The organism is Stenotrophomonas maltophilia group sp. Smal13, assembly GCF_030236855.1.
GTDB classification, from domain to species: Bacteria; Pseudomonadota; Gammaproteobacteria; order Xanthomonadales; family Xanthomonadaceae; genus Stenotrophomonas; species Stenotrophomonas maltophilia_A.
On sequence record NZ_JASJSQ010000033.1, the window covers coordinates 1 to 16,743 of the forward strand.

At 66.4% G+C, this 16,743-nt stretch carries 16 protein-coding genes; 7 read left to right on the forward strand and 9 right to left on the reverse strand.

Annotation, left to right across the window (positions count from 1 at the left end; genetic code table 11):
- The first annotated feature begins 373 nt into the window (after window positions 1-373).
- The 4 genes from QRO95_RS12605 (at window position 374) to QRO95_RS12620 (ending at window position 4,726) form a co-directional block, all read left to right on the forward strand.
- Entirely contained in the window at window positions 374-1,510 is a 1,137-nt protein-coding gene (locus tag QRO95_RS12605; protein ID WP_032130239.1) for an ABC transporter ATP-binding protein, read from the forward strand.
- The gene (locus QRO95_RS12610; protein WP_049399899.1) at window positions 1,507-2,439 is read left to right on the forward strand and encodes an ABC transporter permease subunit; all 933 of its coding nucleotides are present in this window, start codon (window positions 1,507-1,509) and stop codon (window positions 2,437-2,439) included. The genes QRO95_RS12605 and QRO95_RS12610 overlap by 4 nt, the downstream gene beginning before the upstream one ends.
- Entirely contained in the window at window positions 2,436-3,278 is an 843-nt protein-coding gene (locus tag QRO95_RS12615; protein WP_285302713.1) for an ABC transporter permease subunit, read from the forward strand. Before QRO95_RS12610 ends, QRO95_RS12615 begins: the two co-directional genes overlap by 4 nt.
- Before the next feature lie 83 nt (window positions 3,279-3,361).
- On the forward strand, window positions 3,362-4,726 hold the full coding sequence (locus tag QRO95_RS12620) for an NAD-dependent succinate-semialdehyde dehydrogenase (protein ID WP_285302714.1): 1,365 nt from the start codon (window positions 3,362-3,364) through the stop codon (window positions 4,724-4,726).
- A 216-nt stretch (window positions 4,727-4,942) separates the two neighbouring features.
- Here QRO95_RS12620 and QRO95_RS12625 read toward each other — a convergent pair whose 3' ends face one another.
- The 7 genes from QRO95_RS12625 to QRO95_RS12655 form a co-directional block, all read right to left on the reverse strand.
- Complete coding sequence (locus tag QRO95_RS12625) at window positions 4,943-5,965, reverse strand: magnesium and cobalt transport protein CorA (RefSeq protein WP_012510579.1); 1,023 nt, start codon at window positions 5,963-5,965, stop codon at window positions 4,943-4,945.
- Between the two features lie 6 nt (window positions 5,966-5,971).
- The gene (locus tag QRO95_RS12630; RefSeq protein ID WP_182267536.1) at window positions 5,972-7,222 is read right to left on the reverse strand and encodes a DUF4105 domain-containing protein; all 1,251 of its coding nucleotides are present in this window, start codon (window positions 7,220-7,222) and stop codon (window positions 5,972-5,974) included.
- Window positions 7,219-8,100 carry an HlyC/CorC family transporter gene (locus tag QRO95_RS12635; RefSeq protein WP_005408827.1) on the reverse strand — a complete coding sequence of 294 codons (882 nt, stop codon included), beginning with the start codon at window positions 8,098-8,100 and terminating at the stop codon, window positions 7,219-7,221. Before QRO95_RS12635 ends, QRO95_RS12630 begins: the two co-directional genes overlap by 4 nt.
- Window positions 8,101-8,164: 64 nt before the next feature.
- Window positions 8,165-8,752 (reverse strand): hypothetical protein, encoded by a 588-nt coding sequence (locus tag QRO95_RS12640; protein WP_285302715.1) that lies wholly within the window; start codon window positions 8,750-8,752, stop codon window positions 8,165-8,167.
- On the reverse strand, window positions 8,752-9,360 hold the full coding sequence (locus QRO95_RS12645; protein ID WP_197655542.1) for a hypothetical protein: 609 nt from the start codon (window positions 9,358-9,360) through the stop codon (window positions 8,752-8,754). The genes QRO95_RS12640 and QRO95_RS12645 overlap by 1 nt, the downstream gene beginning before the upstream one ends.
- Before the next feature lie 41 nt (window positions 9,361-9,401).
- A complete protein-coding gene (gene ybeY, locus QRO95_RS12650; protein WP_049399905.1) occupies window positions 9,402-9,887 on the reverse strand; it encodes an rRNA maturation RNase YbeY in 486 nt (161 codons plus the stop codon).
- Window positions 9,884-10,870 carry a PhoH family protein gene (locus tag QRO95_RS12655; protein WP_019337148.1) on the reverse strand — a complete coding sequence of 329 codons (987 nt, stop codon included), beginning with the start codon at window positions 10,868-10,870 and terminating at the stop codon, window positions 9,884-9,886. Before QRO95_RS12655 ends, ybeY begins: the two co-directional genes overlap by 4 nt.
- A gap of 483 nt (window positions 10,871-11,353) precedes the next feature.
- Here QRO95_RS12655 and QRO95_RS12660 point away from each other — a divergent pair, with 483 nt between their 5' ends.
- The 3 genes from QRO95_RS12660 to QRO95_RS12670 are packed head-to-tail and all read left to right on the forward strand — an operon-like array spanning window position 11,354 to window position 14,363.
- The gene (locus QRO95_RS12660; protein WP_285302716.1) at window positions 11,354-12,310 is read left to right on the forward strand and encodes an HlyD family secretion protein; all 957 of its coding nucleotides are present in this window, start codon (window positions 11,354-11,356) and stop codon (window positions 12,308-12,310) included.
- A gap of 20 nt (window positions 12,311-12,330) precedes the next feature.
- Window positions 12,331-13,254, forward strand: a complete 924-nt coding sequence (locus QRO95_RS12665) for an ABC transporter ATP-binding protein (protein ID WP_285302717.1) — start codon at window positions 12,331-12,333, stop codon at window positions 13,252-13,254.
- Window positions 13,251-14,363, forward strand: coding sequence for an ABC transporter permease (locus QRO95_RS12670; RefSeq protein ID WP_049399908.1), 1,113 nt, complete (start codon window positions 13,251-13,253; stop codon window positions 14,361-14,363). Before QRO95_RS12665 ends, QRO95_RS12670 begins: the two co-directional genes overlap by 4 nt.
- Before the next feature lie 79 nt (window positions 14,364-14,442).
- On the opposite strand, the gene miaB is transcribed toward QRO95_RS12670, so the two are convergent.
- Both miaB and QRO95_RS12680 read right to left on the reverse strand, forming a co-directional pair.
- Entirely contained in the window at window positions 14,443-15,861 is a 1,419-nt protein-coding gene (gene miaB, locus QRO95_RS12675) for a tRNA (N6-isopentenyl adenosine(37)-C2)-methylthiotransferase MiaB (RefSeq protein ID WP_049463570.1), read from the reverse strand.
- A gap of 205 nt (window positions 15,862-16,066) precedes the next feature.
- A complete protein-coding gene (locus QRO95_RS12680) occupies window positions 16,067-16,687 on the reverse strand; it encodes a glutathione S-transferase family protein (protein WP_012510589.1) in 621 nt (206 codons plus the stop codon).
- Between the last annotated feature and the right edge of the window lie 56 nt (window positions 16,688-16,743).

The following is a 16,743-nucleotide window of genomic DNA, read 5'->3' on the forward strand; positions in this document are numbered from 1 at the left end:
GCGTTGCAGGCAGGGTGCCCGGCATTCGGGGCGGGAAAGGGGAGGGGCGGTCCGGGGAAGTCACCAGGATGGGTCCATGCAGGGGCTTGATCCGGGCCATTGCGCGGGGAATGCCCCGGGCCTTCAACAGATCCGGTTCTGAAAAACGTTGCAGATCGAGGCGTCGCCTGTGGTGTCTGGCCGGGACGACCGCAGGGGCGTCCAGGGGAGCCCGGGCCTTTGCGCGGACAGGCCACCATGGCGGGGGAAAACCGACACTCCCAGGGCCCCCGGGGCTGGCCAGCGGCCGCTTCCGCCTGCCGCCGTCATATCCCCTGGGCCCCCCGGCCGTTAGAATGGCGGCCGCTGTCCACCGCCCGCTCCCGGAGCCCCCATGCCCGTTGAAGCCCAGCCGGTAGCCACCGTCGTCGACACGACCGGTGCGCCCGGCTATCTCTCCATTCGTGACCTGCGCAAGGAATTCGACGGTTTCGTCGCCGTTGACGACGTCAATCTGGACGTGCGCAAGGGCGAGATCTTTGCCCTGCTCGGTGGCTCCGGCAGTGGCAAATCGACCCTGCTGCGCTGCCTGGGCGGCTTCGAGACGCCCACCAAGGGCAGCATCACCCTCGACGGCCAGCGTCTGGACGCGCTGCCGCCGTATCAGCGGCCGGTCAACATGATGTTCCAGTCCTATGCCCTGTTCCCGCACATGACGGTCGAGCAGAACATTGCCTTCGGCCTGAAGCAGGATGGCCTGGGTAAGGACGCGATCAGCAAGCGCGTCGGCGAGATGCTCGACCTGGTGCAGATGGGCCACCTGGGCAAGCGTAAGCCGCACCAGCTGTCCGGCGGCCAGCAGCAGCGCGTGGCGCTGGCGCGGTCGCTGGCCAAAGGGCCGAAGCTGCTGTTGCTGGACGAGCCGATGGGCGCGCTGGACAAGAAACTGCGCTCGCAGATGCAACTGGAACTGGTCAGCATCATCGAATCGTCGGGTGTGACCTGCGTGATGGTCACCCACGACCAGGAAGAAGCGATGACCATGGCCACCCGCATCGCGGTGATGGATGCCGGCTGGATCCAGCAGGTCGGCAAGCCGGACGAGGTCTACGAGCAGCCGGCCAACCGCTTCGTCGCCGAGTTCATCGGTTCGGTCAACCTGTTCGACGGGGTGATCGACGAGGACCTTCCCGAGTACGTGACCGTGCGCTCGCCGCTGTTCCCGGCGCCGATCTACATCGCCCATGGCATCACCGGCTATGAAGGGCAGCCGGTCGCGTTCGCGCTGCGCCCGGAGAAGGTGATGATCGGCAAGGACGAGCCGGAAGGGCACACCAACAAGGCGCAGGGCGTGATCGAGGACATTGCCTACTTCGGCAGCCACTCGGTGTACCACGTGCGCCTGCCCAGCGGTGCCAAGGTACTGGCCAACTTCGCCAACTCGCAGCGCTGGGCCAGTGATGGCCTCACCTGGGGCGACGAGGTGTGGGTGCACTGGCGCGACAACGACGGCGTGGTGCTGACCTCATGAGCGTCGCCGGCCTGAAGCGCTGGTTGCCGGGGCTGCGTGCCACGGTGATCGGCATTCCGTATCTGTGGCTGCTGCTGTTCTTCGCAGTGCCGTTCCTGATCGTGCTGATGATCAGCTTCTCGCTCAGCCGGGTCGGCTCGCCGCCGTACACCTGGCTGCTGCAGTACGCCGATGGCGGCTTCTCGCTGAAGCTGAACCTGGAAAACTACCTGGCGCTGTTCCGCGATTCGATCTATGCGCAGGCGTTCCTGAGCTCGATCAAGATCGCGGCGATCTCGACCTTCCTGACCCTGCTGATCGGCTACCCGATGGCCTACGCCATCGCCCGCCTGTCGCCGGCCGCGCGCAACGTGGCGATGATGCTGGTGGTGCTGCCGTCGTGGACCTCGTTCCTGATCCGCGTGTATGCATGGAAGGCGATCCTGGACCGCAACGGCCTGCTCGACCAGTTCCTGCAGTTCACCGGCCTGCAGACGCTGATGACGTCGATGGGCCTGCCGAAACTGCAGTTGATCGACACCCCGACCGCCGCCTATATCGGCATCGTCTACTGCTATCTGCCGTTCATGGTGCTGCCGCTGTACGCCAATCTGGTCAAGCATGACCACCGCCTGCTGGAAGCCGCCTACGACCTTGGTGCCAAGCCGTGGCAGGCGTTCCTGCGCATCACCCTGCCGTTGTCCAAGGCGGGCATCATCGCCGGCTGCATGCTGGTGATGATTCCGGCCATTGGTGAATTCGTGATCCCGGAAATGCTGGGTGGCTCGGAGACGCTGATGGTGGGCCGCCAGCTGTGGAACGAGTTCTTCAACAACCGCAACTGGCCGGGCGCCTCGGCGATGGCGGTGGCGATGATCCTGTTGCTGCTGGTGCCGATCCTGCTGTTCAACCGTTCCCAGCAGCGCCTGCTGGAAGGGAAGCAGGCATGAGCCCGCGTAACGCAAAGGGCCTCGGGCTGGGCGTGCTGCTGCTCGGCTTCGCCTTCCTGTACCTGCCGATCCTGTTGTTGATGTTCTATTCGTTCAACAGCTCGCGGTTGGCGATGGTCTGGGCCGGGTTCTCCACCCGCGCCTACAGCGACCTGTTCGCCGACCGCGCGCTGATGGATGCGATGTGGACCAGCCTGGTGGTGGCGTTCTGGACCGCCTGTACCGCCACCGTGCTGGGCACGCTGGCGGCGATGGTGATGACGCGCTTCAAGCGCTTCCGTGGCAAGCCGCTGTTCGGCGCACTGGTGACCGCGCCGCTGGTGATGCCGGATGTGATCCTCGGCTTCTCGCTGATGGCGCTGCTGGCCTCGATGGGTGCGATTCCCGGCTTCCCGGCGCGTGGCCTGACCACCATCTGGATCGCCCACGTCACCTTCACCCTGTGCTTCGTCACCGTGGTGGTGTCCTCGCGCCTGCAGGAAATGGACCTGTCGCTGGAGGAAGCGGCGATGGACCTGGGCGCGAGCCGGCTGACCGTGTTCGGGCGCATCACCCTGCCGATCATCGCGCCGGCGCTGGTGGCCGGTTGGCTGCTGGCGTTCACCCTGTCGCTGGATGACGTGGTGGTGGCCAGCTTCGTCGCCACGCCGGGCTCGACCACGCTGCCGATGAAGGTGTTCGCCTCGGTGCGCATGGGCATCAGCCCGAAGATCAATGCACTGGCCACGCTGCTGGTGTCGGCGGTATCGATCGCCGCCGTGATCGGCTGGTACATCAACGCGCGTGCCGAGAAACGGCGCCAGCGCGACCTGCAGCTGGCACGCCAGGACAACGGCTGAGCACACGGTTTGTCGACAGCGTCGGCAACATCTGGCTCACGGCCGGCGGCGCACAATGGGGGTCTACCAGATGGAGACCCCGCATGACCGTCGAGATTGTCGACCCGGCCACCGGCCAGGTGACCTACTGCCATGAACTGATGGGTGCTGCCGACATCGAGCAACGCCTGCAGGCCGCAGCCGATGCCTTCCCCGGCTGGGCTGATCACTCGTTGCAGGATCGCGGTGCCATCCTGCGCCGGATCGCCGCGCAACTACGCGCGCGCCGTGACGATCTGCAGCAGGCGATGACCCATGAGATGGGCAAGCTCAAGGCCGAAGCGCTGGCCGAGGTCGACAAGTGCGCGGCGGCCTGCGAGTACTACGCCGACCATGCTGCCGACTACCTCAAGCCGCAGCTGATCGACACCGAAGCCCAGCGCAGCTATGTGCGCTACGAGCCGATCGGCTGCGTGTTCGCGGTGATGCCGTGGAATTTCCCGATCTGGCAGGTGTTTCGTTTCCTCGCCCCGGCGTTCATGGCAGGCAACGTGGCCCTGCTCAAACACGCCAGCAACGTGCCGCAGTGCGCCGACCTGATCCTGGCGGTATGCCGTGACGGTGGCCTGCCTGACGGCGTGTTCGATGTACTGCACATCGACAACGACCAGGCGGCCGAGGTGCTGCGCGACGCACGGGTGAAGGCGGTGACGCTGACCGGCAGCGAGCGGGCAGGGCGCTCGATCGCGTCCAACGCGGGCAGCCAGCTGAAGAAGTCGGTGATGGAGCTGGGTGGCAGCGATGCCTTCGTGGTGCTCGACGATGCCGACCTCGACAAGACCGTGGCGGCGGCGGTGAAGTCGCGCTTCGATAACAGCGGGCAGACCTGCATCGCAGCCAAGCGCTTCATCGTGGTCGAGGCGGTGGCCGATGAGTTCACCCGGCGCTTCGTGGAAGCCGCGGGCGAGCGCCAGTACGGTGATCCGGACGAGCGCGGTACCACGCTGGCGCCGATGGCCCGTGCCGATCTGCGTGACGAACTGCACAAGCAGGTGCAGGCCAGCGTGGCCAAGGGTGCGCGGGTACTGCTGGGTGGTGAGCCGATTGCGGGTACACATGCCGGCTATCCGGCCACCGTGCTCGATCAGGTCGGCCCGGGCATGCCGGCCTACGACGAGGAGCTGTTCGGGCCGGTGGCTGCGGTGATCCGTGTCGCTGACGAGGCCGAGGCACTGCGCGTGGCCAACGACACCCGCTTCGGCCTGGGCGGCAGCGTGTGGACGCGCGATCCGGTGCGCGGCGAACGTTTCGCGCAGCGCATGGAATGCGGTGCCGCGTTCGTCAACGCCATCGTCAAGAGCGACGCACGGTTGCCGTTCGGCGGCAGCAAACAGTCCGGTTTCGGCCGGGAGCTGGCCGACCACGGCATCCATGAGTTCATGAACATCAAGACCGTCTACGTGGCTTGATTCCGAACGGTAGTGCCGGCCGCTGGCCGGCATTGCCTGGTTGCCGGCCAGCGGCCGGCACTACCAGAAGCGGGTCATTCGCCACGACCCACGGTCGTGGCCTACCGGTTTGGTGGGTATCGATGCCCACGTGCCTGGTGGGTATCGATGCCCACGTGCCTGGTGGGTATCGACGCCCCCCGTGCCTGGTGGGTATCGACCGTTGGTCGATACGCCCTACAACCACTTCGCGCGCTTGAACAACCGGTACAGCCCCACGCACACACCGCCCACGCCCACGATCATCAGCGGGTACGACCACGGCTCGCTCAACTCCGGCATGTGGCTGAAGTTCATGCCGTACCAGCTGGTGATCAGCGTCGGCGCCGCCAGCAGCGCGGCCCATGCACCCAGCCGCTTGACCGTCTCGCCCTGCGCCAGCGTCACCAGCGACAGGTTCACGCTCAGCGCGGTGCCGAGCATCTCACGCAGGGTGTCGATCACATCGCTGATGCGTACTGCGTGGTCGTGGACGTCGCGGATGTACAGCTTCACTTCGTCGGGGATCAGCTCGCCCTGGTAGCGGCGCAGCTGCGCCAGCACATCCTGCAGCGGCGCCACCGCCATCCGCATCTTGTTCAGCTCGCGCTTGAGCTCGTACAGCCGCACCACCGTGCTGCGCTTGTAGGTGTCGGCGAAGATGTCCTTCTCCAGCAGCTCCAGGGTGTCGCGGAAGCGGTGCACGATGGGCAGGTAGTTGTCGACCACGAAGTCGGTCACCGCGTACAGGCAGTACGACGGGCCCATCTTCAGCAGCTGCGGCTCGCGTTCCACCCGCGCACGCACCGGGGCATAGGACAGCGAAGCGCCATGGCGTACCGTCACCAGGAAGCGCGGGCCGAGGAAGGCATGGGTTTCGCCGTACTGGATGCGCTCGTCGACCATCTGCGCGGTGGTCACCACCACGAACATGGAATTGCCGTAGGTCTCGACCTTGGGCCGCTGGTGCGCGTTGCGCGCATCCTCGATGGCCAGGTCGTGCAGGCAGAACTCTTCCTGCAGTTTCAACAGCACATCATCATTGGGGTCGTACAGGCCGACCCAGACGAAGCCGTTGCCACTGGCAATGACATCGCTGATGGCGTCCAGGGTGATGTCGTGGCGTTTGCCCTCGTCATCGTAGTGGACGCAGTTGATGACGCAGGCGGGGTTGGCCGAGGCGGGCGCGGCAGCAGAGGCGGGCAATGACATGCCCGCCATCGTGCGTCAGGGCTGTGTTTTGGACAAGTGAGGAGTACGCCCCAGCACCCATGCCAGCGCGACGTGGACGGGCAGCAGCAGCACGATCCACTGCACGTTGTACTGTGCCTGCAGGCTCAGCCAGTGCAGTACCAGCGCGGCCACCGCCTGTACCGCCAGCAGCCACAACACGATCCTGAACATGCGGCCTGGCACGCGACGGCGCAGCAGGGCGATTGCACCCGGCAACAGCAGCACGGCCAGCGGCGAGAGCAACAGCAGGTTGCGGTTGGCCCATGCGGCGTAGTGGATGCTGAAGCCCCACAGGAACACCAGCACGCCACCAAACAGGGCGCACAGCAGCCAGAACGGCAGGGCCAGCCCGGCCAGCAGGCGCGGGCGGTTGCGCAGCGCCAGCACGCCGCCGGCCACGATCAGCCCGAGCAGCAGCCACGGCCACCAGCGGCGCGCGAATTCCTTCGGCTCCGGATCGATACGATGCGGCAGCAGTTCCTGTTCGGACTGCACCAGCGGACGGCCATCGCTGTTGCGTGCCTGGCGCAGCGCATCGGCCAGGCGCATCGGCACGAAGGCTTCCTGCCAGCGCGACAGCGGCTGGTCGGCAAATGGCCCAAGGCCGACATCGAAGCCCAGCCACATCCACGGTGCCGGCGACGCCAGGCGGACCGATTCACTGCGGTAGGTGTTGCCGCGCGAGCGCCCCGACAGCTGTGACTGCAGGCCGCCGCCCAGTGCCTTGTCCACCGTGTCGCGCACCATCGTGGCGCAGTTGGCGGTGTAGTAATCGTAGTGGTAGCGCGCGTTTTCCGGCTTGGCCCGCTCGGCCAGGTCGGCGGCCAGCGCACGCGCCTGGTCCGGGCGCAGGTCCAGCCACTGCACGCTGGCGCCACGGCCGGTCTCGTCGTAGTACGACAGGTCCTGCTGCAACGGCAGCGCCACCAGGTAATACATCATGTCGCCGCGTGCGAAGCGGCTGATGAAATCGTCCTCGGACGGATCGAAGTAGCCGAAGTTGTACGAGGTTGCCTCGCCGCTGACCGGATCGACCACGACGATGGCGTCGTGGCCGAAGCGTTCGAAGAACACGGTGCCCGGCTGCATGGTCACCACGCCGATGCGCGGGGCAGGGGCTTCAGCGTTGGTCGCGGGTACGGCAGGTGAGGCTGCGACCGGCTGCGCGAAGGCGGCCAGCGGCAGGGCCATGGCCAGCACGCACAGTGCCAGCCACACCATGAGGATCAGGCCGCGGCGCTTCAAGCGTCGTCCTGCGCGTCCGGCGGCAGCACGGTCACGTGGAAGGCCTGTACCCGGCGCGCATCGGCGCGGGCCACGCGGAACATGAAGCGATCCAGCGCCAGCTCGTCACCGACTTCCGGCAGATGGCCCACGGCCTCGGTGACCAGGCCGCCGATGGTGTCGTAGTCCTCGTCGGAGAACGTCGCGCCGAAGCGCTCGTTGAAGTCGCCGATCGGGGTCAGCGCGTCGACCACGTACTGGCCGTCGGACTGGATGGCGATCTGCGCGGACGGATCCTCGGCCTCGTCATGCTCATCGTCGATCTCGCCGACGATCTGTTCCAGCACGTCCTCGATGGTGACCAGGCCGGCGACACCGCCGTACTCGTCGACCACGATGGCCATGTGGTTGCGCGACAGGCGGAATTCCTTCAGCAGCACGTTGAGCTTCTTCGCTTCCGGGATCAGCACCGCCGGGCGCAGCAGCTCGCGCACGTTGGCCGGGCCGTTGTCGGCAACCACGCCGCGCAGCAGGTCCTTGGCCAGCAGGATGCCAAGGATGTCGTCCTTGTTCTCGCCGTGTACCGGGAAGCGCGAATGGCCGGATTCGACCACCTGCTTCATCAGTTCCAGGAAGGGCGCTTCAACCGGCAGCGAGACCATCTGCGAGCGCGAAATCATCACGTCTCCCACGGTCAGCTCGGCCACCGAAATGGCGCCTTCCATCATCTTCAGGGTATCGGCGGCGATCAGACCCTCTTCCTGCGCGGTGTGCAGGACAGCGACCAGCTCGTCGCGGGTATGGGGTTCGCCGGAGAAGGCGGAGGTCAGGCGTTCAAGCCAGCCGCGCTTCTTTTCACTGTGCTCCGCAGGGGAGCTACTACTGTCGTCTTCTGACATCTCTGGAAAAAAGGCACCCGGCAGGCCGGGCGTTGACCCAAGTCTAGCAGGATGTGACGGCCTGTCAGTGACTGCAGGTGGCAGGGGTGGGGGCGGCCGGGGCCGGCTCCTCCTCGGGCAGGTCCAGGCTGTAGGTGCAGCCGGCCAGGGTCTTGCCGGGGTGGGAGGCCACGGTGGAGACGCTGAGGATGATCGACTCGATCTGGGCCTCGCCGGTCTTCGGGTCGGTCACGTCGCGGCTGACCAGTTCGCGGCCGGCCATGAACTTGCCGTCCTGGTCGTAGCCGGTCTCCAATTCCAGCCGTTTGGCCAGCGGGCGTGGGTCGGCCTGGTCGAGCACCGCCATGATGCTGGCGCCGGCCACCGCCACCCGCTCGGTCTGTTGGCCGAAGACGGTGATCGGGCCGGCCAGCCGGAACTCGCTCATGAACTGGTTGCCCTGCGGCAGCGGTTGCAGGCCCTGGGCCACGGCCTTCAGCGGATCGGCCAGCAGCGGCGCCAGCGCGGCCTGCTCGGCCACGCCTTGGCGGCATTCGATCAGGGCCGGCAGGTCCAGGCTGGTGGCGAAGGCGGAGGGAGCGGCGAGGGCACAGAGCAGGGGCAGGCAGCAGCGCAGTGACACGGTCGGTTTCCGCAGGCGAAGGGCCGCCATCATAGCCCCGGCGAGCGCCTGAACAGCCCGGTGAGAAGGCGCAGGAAACCAGTCATCGCCCGCCGCACGACCATCAGTGAGAGGGTCAGCACGACCGCAAGCATGGCGACCTGCATCGATTGCCCCGCGATGCGCGCCACCGCCGGCCATAGGCCCGGGCTGGTCAGCCAGGGCATCAGTTCCGCTGCGGCGGTCCTGGCCACTTTCATGTAGATCACAGCCAGCACGAACAGCACCAGCAGCGAGGTACGGCTGGCGTGGAAGAACGGGAGCGAGTTCACGGGGCGGCCCAGGCGGCGGTGCACGATCATCCGCCACAGGAGCGGAAGGGTCAGTGCACCCACCAGCGTCAGCACCATCGACGTTTCAAGCAGACCGGGGAGATGGGCCGGTTCCAACCGTCCGCTGAGGTGCGGGCCGATCATGCCGATCGCCAGCCCGGCCAGCAGGCACACGGGCGAGAGCAGGGCCAGGCTGCGCAGCAGCCAGTGCCTGCCGCTGGGTTCGCGGGCACTGATGCGGCGCAAGGCATACGCGCCCAGCACCAGCAGCATGGCGAACAAGGTGGCGCCGATCACAAACATCATTGAGCTGTTTCCCGAGGTCATCCTTGTTCCTCTCGTGTTCCTGGCGACGGGCTGTGGCCCGCTCAGCGCTCGCCCGCGTATGGATCGTCGATGCCCAGTTCGGCCAGGATTTCCCGCTCCAGCTGCTCCATCGCCTCGGCTTCCTTGTCGTCCTCGTGGTCCCAGCCGAGCAGGTGCAGCACGCCGTGCACGGTCAGATGCGCGTAATGGGCATTGAGCGCCTTGCTCTGTTCATCGGCCTCCCGTGCCACGACCGGAGCACAGATCACCAGGTCACCCAGCAGCGGGAATTTGACGCCCTTGGGCAGGCCTTCGGGCACTTCGGCCGGGAAGCTGAGCACGTTGGTGGCGTAGTCCTTGCCGCGGTAATGGCGGTTCAGTGACTGTCCTTCCTTGGCATCGACCACGCGGATGGCCAGATCGGCCTCGCGGATGCGGCCCTTCAACGCGGCGGCCACCCACTTGCGGAAGCTCACTGCCGCCGGCAGGCCGGCGCGCGGCAGGGCATAGCTGACGGCGACGTCCAATCGCACGGGACCACGGGTCATGGAGTTGCTCCAGGTTGGATCTGATGCAGGTCGCGGCGGTCGTACGCGCTCACGATGCGCGCGACCAGCGGGTGGCGGACCACGTCACGGGATTCGAAGAAGGTGAAGCTGACGCCCTCGACCTCACGCAGCACGTCGATGGCGTCGCGCAGGCCGGACTTCACGTGCTTGGGCAGGTCGGTCTGGGTCAGGTCACCGGTGACCACCGCAGTGGAGCCGTAGCCCAGGCGGGTCAGGAACATCTTCATCTGCTCGATGGTGGTGTTCTGTGCTTCGTCCAGGATCACGAACGCATCGTTGAGCGTGCGGCCGCGCATGTAGGCCAGCGGCGCGATCTCGATGACGTTCTTCTCCAGCAGCTTGACCACCTTTTCCACGCCCATCATCTCGTACAGGGCGTCGTACAGCGGTCGCAGGTAGGGATCGACCTTCTGGCTCAGGTCGCCGGGCAGGAAGCCCAGCTTCTCGCCGGCCTCCACCGCCGGGCGCACCAGGATCAGGCGCTGCACCCGCGATTCATTCAGGGCCTCGACCGCGCTGGCCACGGCCAGGAAGGTCTTGCCGGTGCCGGCGGGGCCGATGCCGAAGTTGATGTCGTGGGTGGCGATCTGGTGGAGGTAGCGGCCCTGGTTGGCGCCGCGGCCGCGCACCGTGCCGCGCTTGACCTTGATCGCAACCTCCTGCGCTTCGTAGGAACGCTCGGCGATCTGCTCGACATTGGCCTGCGCCAGGCGCAGGTGGATGGCGTGGTTGTCGAAGGTCGTTTCGCCGGCTTCGGCGTACAGCGCTTCAACCAGCTTCTGCGCCTCGACGATGGCTTCGTTGGGGCCGCTGATGCGGAACACGAAGCCACGATTTGCGATCTCCACGCCGAGCTTCAGCTCGATCTGGCGCAGGTGCCCGTCGAAGGGGCCGCACAGGTTGGCCAGTCGCTCGTTGTCTTCCGGCGACAGGGTGAAGTCTCGATGATCGATGCTTTTCATTGCTTGGGGTGGGGCGGACGCCTTCCACCGCAGTGTATTCAGGGAGGACAAGGGTAGCGCGCGTGCGGGGCACACGGCCAGCAGACGGTCGATACAGCGTTTTCCACACCCGGTGTGGACGGGGCACGCGGAAACCTGTGGATAGACCTTCGCACTGCTTGTGCCACAAGGCCCATGAGGTCCTGGTGAAAAAAGCGTCATGGTCGCCGGTCGCTACGGCAGCACTGCCACGGGTGGCCTGCGCGGGGGGCATTCATCGTGATGGCAGTGCAGGTTTCGTTGCCCGGCGAGCAACAGCGCCGGGTCCTGCCGGATTTCCACAACGGTTGTGGAATGATGCCGAATCAACCTGTGGATAGGTGGTGCGGAGCCTTGCAGCAAAAGGCTTGCCCACGCGTGGTGAAAAAACCGTCAGGGCTGATTGGAATCATTGAGGGTGCACGGGGCACATGGCACCGTGTCGCCGTCGCAGGAGGGGATGGCATGGGCATCGGCAACGGGATGCGTGGAATCGGACTGGCGGGCATCGGCCTGCTGGTGGGGTGTGGGCAGTCAACGCCGACTGCGCTGGGCACGCTGGAGTGGGACCGGATCACGGTGCCGGCACCGGCGGCCGAAGTGATCGCCACGGTGGAGGTGCGCGAGGGCCAGCAGGTCAAGGCCGGGGCCGTGCTGATGCAGCTGGACCCGGCGCGGGGAGGCGCGCAGTTCGCCGCAGCGCAGGCTGATACGGCGCGTGCGCAGGCGCAGCTGGAAGAACTGCAGATCGGCCCACGCCAGGAGCAGATCGCTCAGGCCCAGGCACAACTGGCCGCGTTGCGCGCACAGGCTGCCGAAGCAAGTGCCTATTACCGACGGGTCCAGCCGTTGGCGCAGCAGCGCCTGATCGCCGCCGCTGAACTGGATCGAGCACGCGCCGCCGCCGGCAATGCCGAAGCCAGCGTGCGTGCTGCCGAGCAGGCCTGGCTGGAGCGGGTGCACGGCAGCCGTGTGCAGGATATCGCCCAGGGCCAGGCGGCCGTCGATGCCGCACGGGCACAGCAGGTGGTACAGAGCGTGAACCTGCAGAAGCTGCAGTTGCGTGCACCGCGCGACGGGGTAGTCGATGCATTGCCCTACCGGCAGGGTGACCAGGCACCGATCGGTGCGCCGCTGGCAGTGATGCTGGTCGGCGAGCGCCCCTATGCGCGCGTCTACCTGCCGCAACCGCTGCGTCTGCAGGTCAAGGTCGGGCAGGCCGCGCAGATACAGCTGGAAGGCGGCAACACCGTGCTGAAGGGGCATGTACGTGCGATCCGTAGCGAACCATCGTTCACGCCGTACTACGCACTGACCGGCGATGACGTCGAACGGCTGAGCTATCTGGCCGAGATTGAAGTGGACGGGAACAGCGACATGCAGAAACTGCCAGCGGGTCTTCCGGTACAGGTGCGCTTCTGAACACCGGTGCGGACATCGCGGTGCATGCGCAGGGCCTGACCCGCCGCTTCGGCGAGCTGCTGGCCGTGGACAACGTCGACCTGACCGTACCGCGCGGACAGGTATACGGTTTTCTGGGCCCTAACGGGTCTGGCAAGTCGACCACCATCCGCATGCTGTGCGGCCTGCTGGAACCCAGCGCAGGGCAGATCGAGGTGCTGGGGTTGGCGGTTCCCGAGCAGGCCGAAGCGCTGCGCCGACGCATCGGCTACATGACCCAGCGCTTCTCGTTGTATGAAGATCTGTCGGTGCGCGAGAACTTGGAGTTCCTCGCCGCCATCCAGGACCTGCCGCGCGCACAGGCCCGGCAGAGGGTCGACGAACTGCTGCAGCAATACCGGCTGCAGGACCGCCAGCCACAACTGGCTGGCACCCTCAGTGGTGGGCAGAAGCAGCGCCTGGCGCTGGCCGGTGCGGTGATACATGGGCCGGAACTGCTGTTCCTGGACGAGCCGACCAGTGCGGTCGATCCGGAATCGCGCCGCGATTTCTGGGAGGCCTTGTTCGAGCTGGCCGACGCCGGTACCACCGTTCTGGTTTCAACCCATTACATGGACGAGGCCGAGCGCTGCCACCGGCTGGCGATTCTCGATCGTGGCGCACTGGTGGCCGACGGCACGCCGGACGAACTGTGTGCACAGCTGCAAGGCCGCACGTTGCAGGTCACGTCAGTGCAACCGCGTCAGGCCAGCCGCGCGCTGGCCGCATTGCCTGGCGTGCTGAGCGTGGCGCAGATCGGCACTCAGCTGCGCGTGCTGTGCAGTGAGGAGATGGCAGATGTTGCCGAGCTGCGCCGTGCACTGGCCGGTGCCGATCCGCAGGCCCGCATCGAGGCGGTGGCACCGAACCTGGAAGACGTGTTCGTGGCGGCCACCCGCGGCCGTGGCCGGGAGCCGGCGGCATGAACCTGCGCCGCCTGTGGGCGATCATGCTCAAGGAGCTGCGGCAGCTGCGCCGCGACCGCATCACGCTGGCGATGATCGTCGGCATTCCGGTGATGCAGCTGCTGCTGTTCGGCTACGCGATCAATCTCAACCTGCGCCATCTCAACGCCGGTGTCGCCGACCAGGCCAACAGTGCGGCGTCACGCGCGCTGGTGCAGGACATGGTTGCCACCGGCGTGATCACGCCGCGCAGCGAAGCCTATACGCCCGATCAGCTGATGCAGGCGCTGCGCCGTGGCGAAATCAGTGTCGGTATCGTGGTGCCGGCCGACTTTGAGCGTCGTCGCTTCGATGGACGCGAAGCGGTACAGGTGCTGGTCGACGGCAGCGACACCGTGGTGCAGAGCGCAGCGATCCAGCTGGCACAGGTGCCGCTGGATACGCGTCCGACCAGCAACACGCGGCCGCTGCGCGAAGGCAGCATCGCTGGTGGTCCGATCAGCGTGACCAGCTTCTACAACCCGCAGCGGCGTTCGGCGGTGAACATCGTGCCGGGCCTGATCGGGGTGATCCTGACCATGACCCTGGTGATGTTCACGGCCGTAGCGGTGGTGCGCGAACGCGAGCGCGGCAACATGGAACTGCTGATCGCCACACCGGTGTCGCGCAGCGAACTGATGGTCGGCAAGGTGCTGCCCTATGCGGCTATCGGTCTGCTGCAGACCACGCTGGTATTGGTGCTGGGCACCTGGCTGTTCCAGGTGCCGATCCGCGGCAGCCTGCTGGACATCTATCTGGCCGCGGTGCTGCTGGTGCTGGCCAACCTGGCGCTGGGCCTGCTGATCTCCACGCGCGCGCGCTCGCAGTTCCAGGCGATGCAGATGACGCTGTTCCTGTTCCTGCCGTCGATCCTGTTGTCGGGCTTCATGTTCCCGTTCGCCGGCATGCCGCGGCCGGTGCAGTGGCTGGCCGAGGTGTTGCCGCTGACCCACTTCCTGCGCCTGGTGCGCGGCATCATGCTGCGCGGCGCCTCGCTGTGGGAGCTGTGGCACGATGCGCTGGCGCTGCTGGCCTTCATCGTGGTGATGATGACCCTGGCGATCCTGCGTTTCCGCAAGCGCCTGGATTAGGGAATGCCATCCGGTAGTGCCGGCTGCTGGCCGGCATCAACTCCGGTGGGTGCCGACCGTTGGTCGGCACACCCTAACCTTATTCCGCCACCACCCGCGCGCGCAGCGAATTGGTCAGCGCTTCGGTGATCACCACGTCCACGAACTGGCCGATCAATCGTGCCGGCGCCGGGAAATTCACCGAACGCATGTTCTCGGTTTTGCCGGTCAGTTCGTTCGGGTTCTTCCGCGAGGGCCCTTCCACCAGCACCGTCTGCACGGTACCGACCATCTTCTCGGAAATGCCGGCAGCGTGCGCATTGATGCGTTCCTGCAGGCGCGACAGGCGCGCGTGCTTCTCGGCATCGCTGATCGTGTCCTCCAGATCCGCAGCCGGTGTACCCGGGCGACGCGAATAGATGAAGGAGAAGCTGTGGTCGAAGCCGATGTCCTCGATCAGCTTCATGGTCTTCTCGAAATCGGCATCGGTCTCGCCGGGGAAGCCGACGATGAAGTCCGAGCTGATCGAGATGTCCGGGCGCACCGCGCGCAGCTTGCGGATCTTCGACTTGAATTCCAGTGCGGTGTAGCCGCGCTTCATCGCCGACAGTACGCGGTCGCTGCCGGCCTGCACCGGCAGGTGCAGGAAGTTGGCCAGCTGCGGCACGTCGCGGAACGCGTCGATCAGCGAATCGCTGAACTCCAGCGGGTGCGAGGTGGTGAAGCGGATGCGGCCGACGCCGTCGATCTCGGCGATGGTGCGGATCAGCAGGCCGAGGTCGGCGAACTCGCCGTCGCCATACGGGCCGCGGTAGGCATTGACGTTCTGGCCGAGCAGGTTGATCTCACGCACGCCCTGTGCAGCCAGCTGCGCCACCTCCACCACCACGTCCTCGAACGGGCGGCTGACTTCGGTACCGCGGGTGTAGGGCACCACGCAGAACGAGCAGTACTTGGAACAGCCTTCCATGATCGAGACGAAGGCCGAAGCGCCTTCGGCGCGCGGTTCCGGCAGGCGGTCGAACTTCTCGATCTCGGGGAAGCTGATGTCCACCTGCGGGCGCTTCTGCTCGCGCCGTGCACGGATCAGTTCCGGCAGGCGGTGCAGGGTCTGCGGGCCGAACACCAGGTCGACGAACGGCGCGCGCTTGATGATTGCCTCGCCTTCCTGCGAAGCGACGCAGCCGCCCACGCCGATGATGACCTCGCGGCCCTTGTTCTTCAGGCCCTTCCATACGCCCAGCTGGCTGAATACCTTCTCCTGCGCTTTCTCGCGGATGGAGCAGGTATTGACCAGGATGACGTCGGCGTCGTCCGGGCTGTCGGTCAGTTCCAGCCCATCGCTGGCGGCAAGCACGTCGGCCATCTTGGCCGAGTCGTACTCGTTCATCTGGCAACCGTGGGTCTTGATGTACAGCTTGCCTTTCACCTGGTCGGGCTTGCGCGGACCGGTGGGCAGGGCAACGAGCGGGGTACCGCCCGGCGTGGCGGGCGGAAAGACGTCTGGCGTCCCGGTCATGGCGCTTAATCCATTCGGGTGGCGGGAAAGCGGGCAATTCTACCCGCATCCCAGCGCGTGCGCCGGCCCAGTAGAGCCAGGCCATGCCTGGCTGCTTTCCGTCCCGCAGGCACGGCGGGCGGGTCATCCACGCATGGCGTGGATCTACTGGAATTCCGGGTCCGCCCCCCCCCCGGTAGCGCCCGGCCGCGCCCGTCGGCATGCCTCAGGCCGCTGCCAGCTCCGCATCGATCTGCCGCGAACGGTCGAAAGCGGTCATCGCACTCATCCGTGCAATGTAATCAGCCGTTGCCGGCGCCGGCTGCACCAGGCCAAAGGCGGTGGTCCAGGCCAGCGCATTGCCCCACAGCACGTCGGCGGCGCTCATCGTCTCGCCGAGCAGGTACGGCCCCTGTGCCAGCTGGGCTTCGATCACCTGCAGCACCGTCTCCGCGTCGTTGTAGGGCGACATCAGGCGCGGCGGCGGCTCGCGATGCATCGCCTTGTCGATCATCGCCGGCTCGAAACAGGCGCCGTAGAAGGCCATCCAGCGCAGGTAGGGGCCGCGCAGGGCGTCGCCGATCGGCGGGGCCAGCCCAGCTTCCGGATACAGGTCGGCCAGGTACAGATAAATGGCTACCTGCTCGGTCACCAGCGCGCCGTTGTGGACGATGGCCGGCACCTTGCCCATCGGGTTGATGGCCAGATAGGCCGGGGCCAGGTTGGCGCCGGCCTTCAGGTCCAGCACCTGCATGCGGTAGTCGGCACCCAGCGCTTCGAGCAGGGCCACGGCGCCGCTCGAGCGTGAACGGGCGGCGTGGTACAGGGTGATCTGGCGGGATGTCATGGCATTGCTCCTTCCGGTGGGTGGTGAACTGGAGCTCATCCTGGGGCACTATTGCG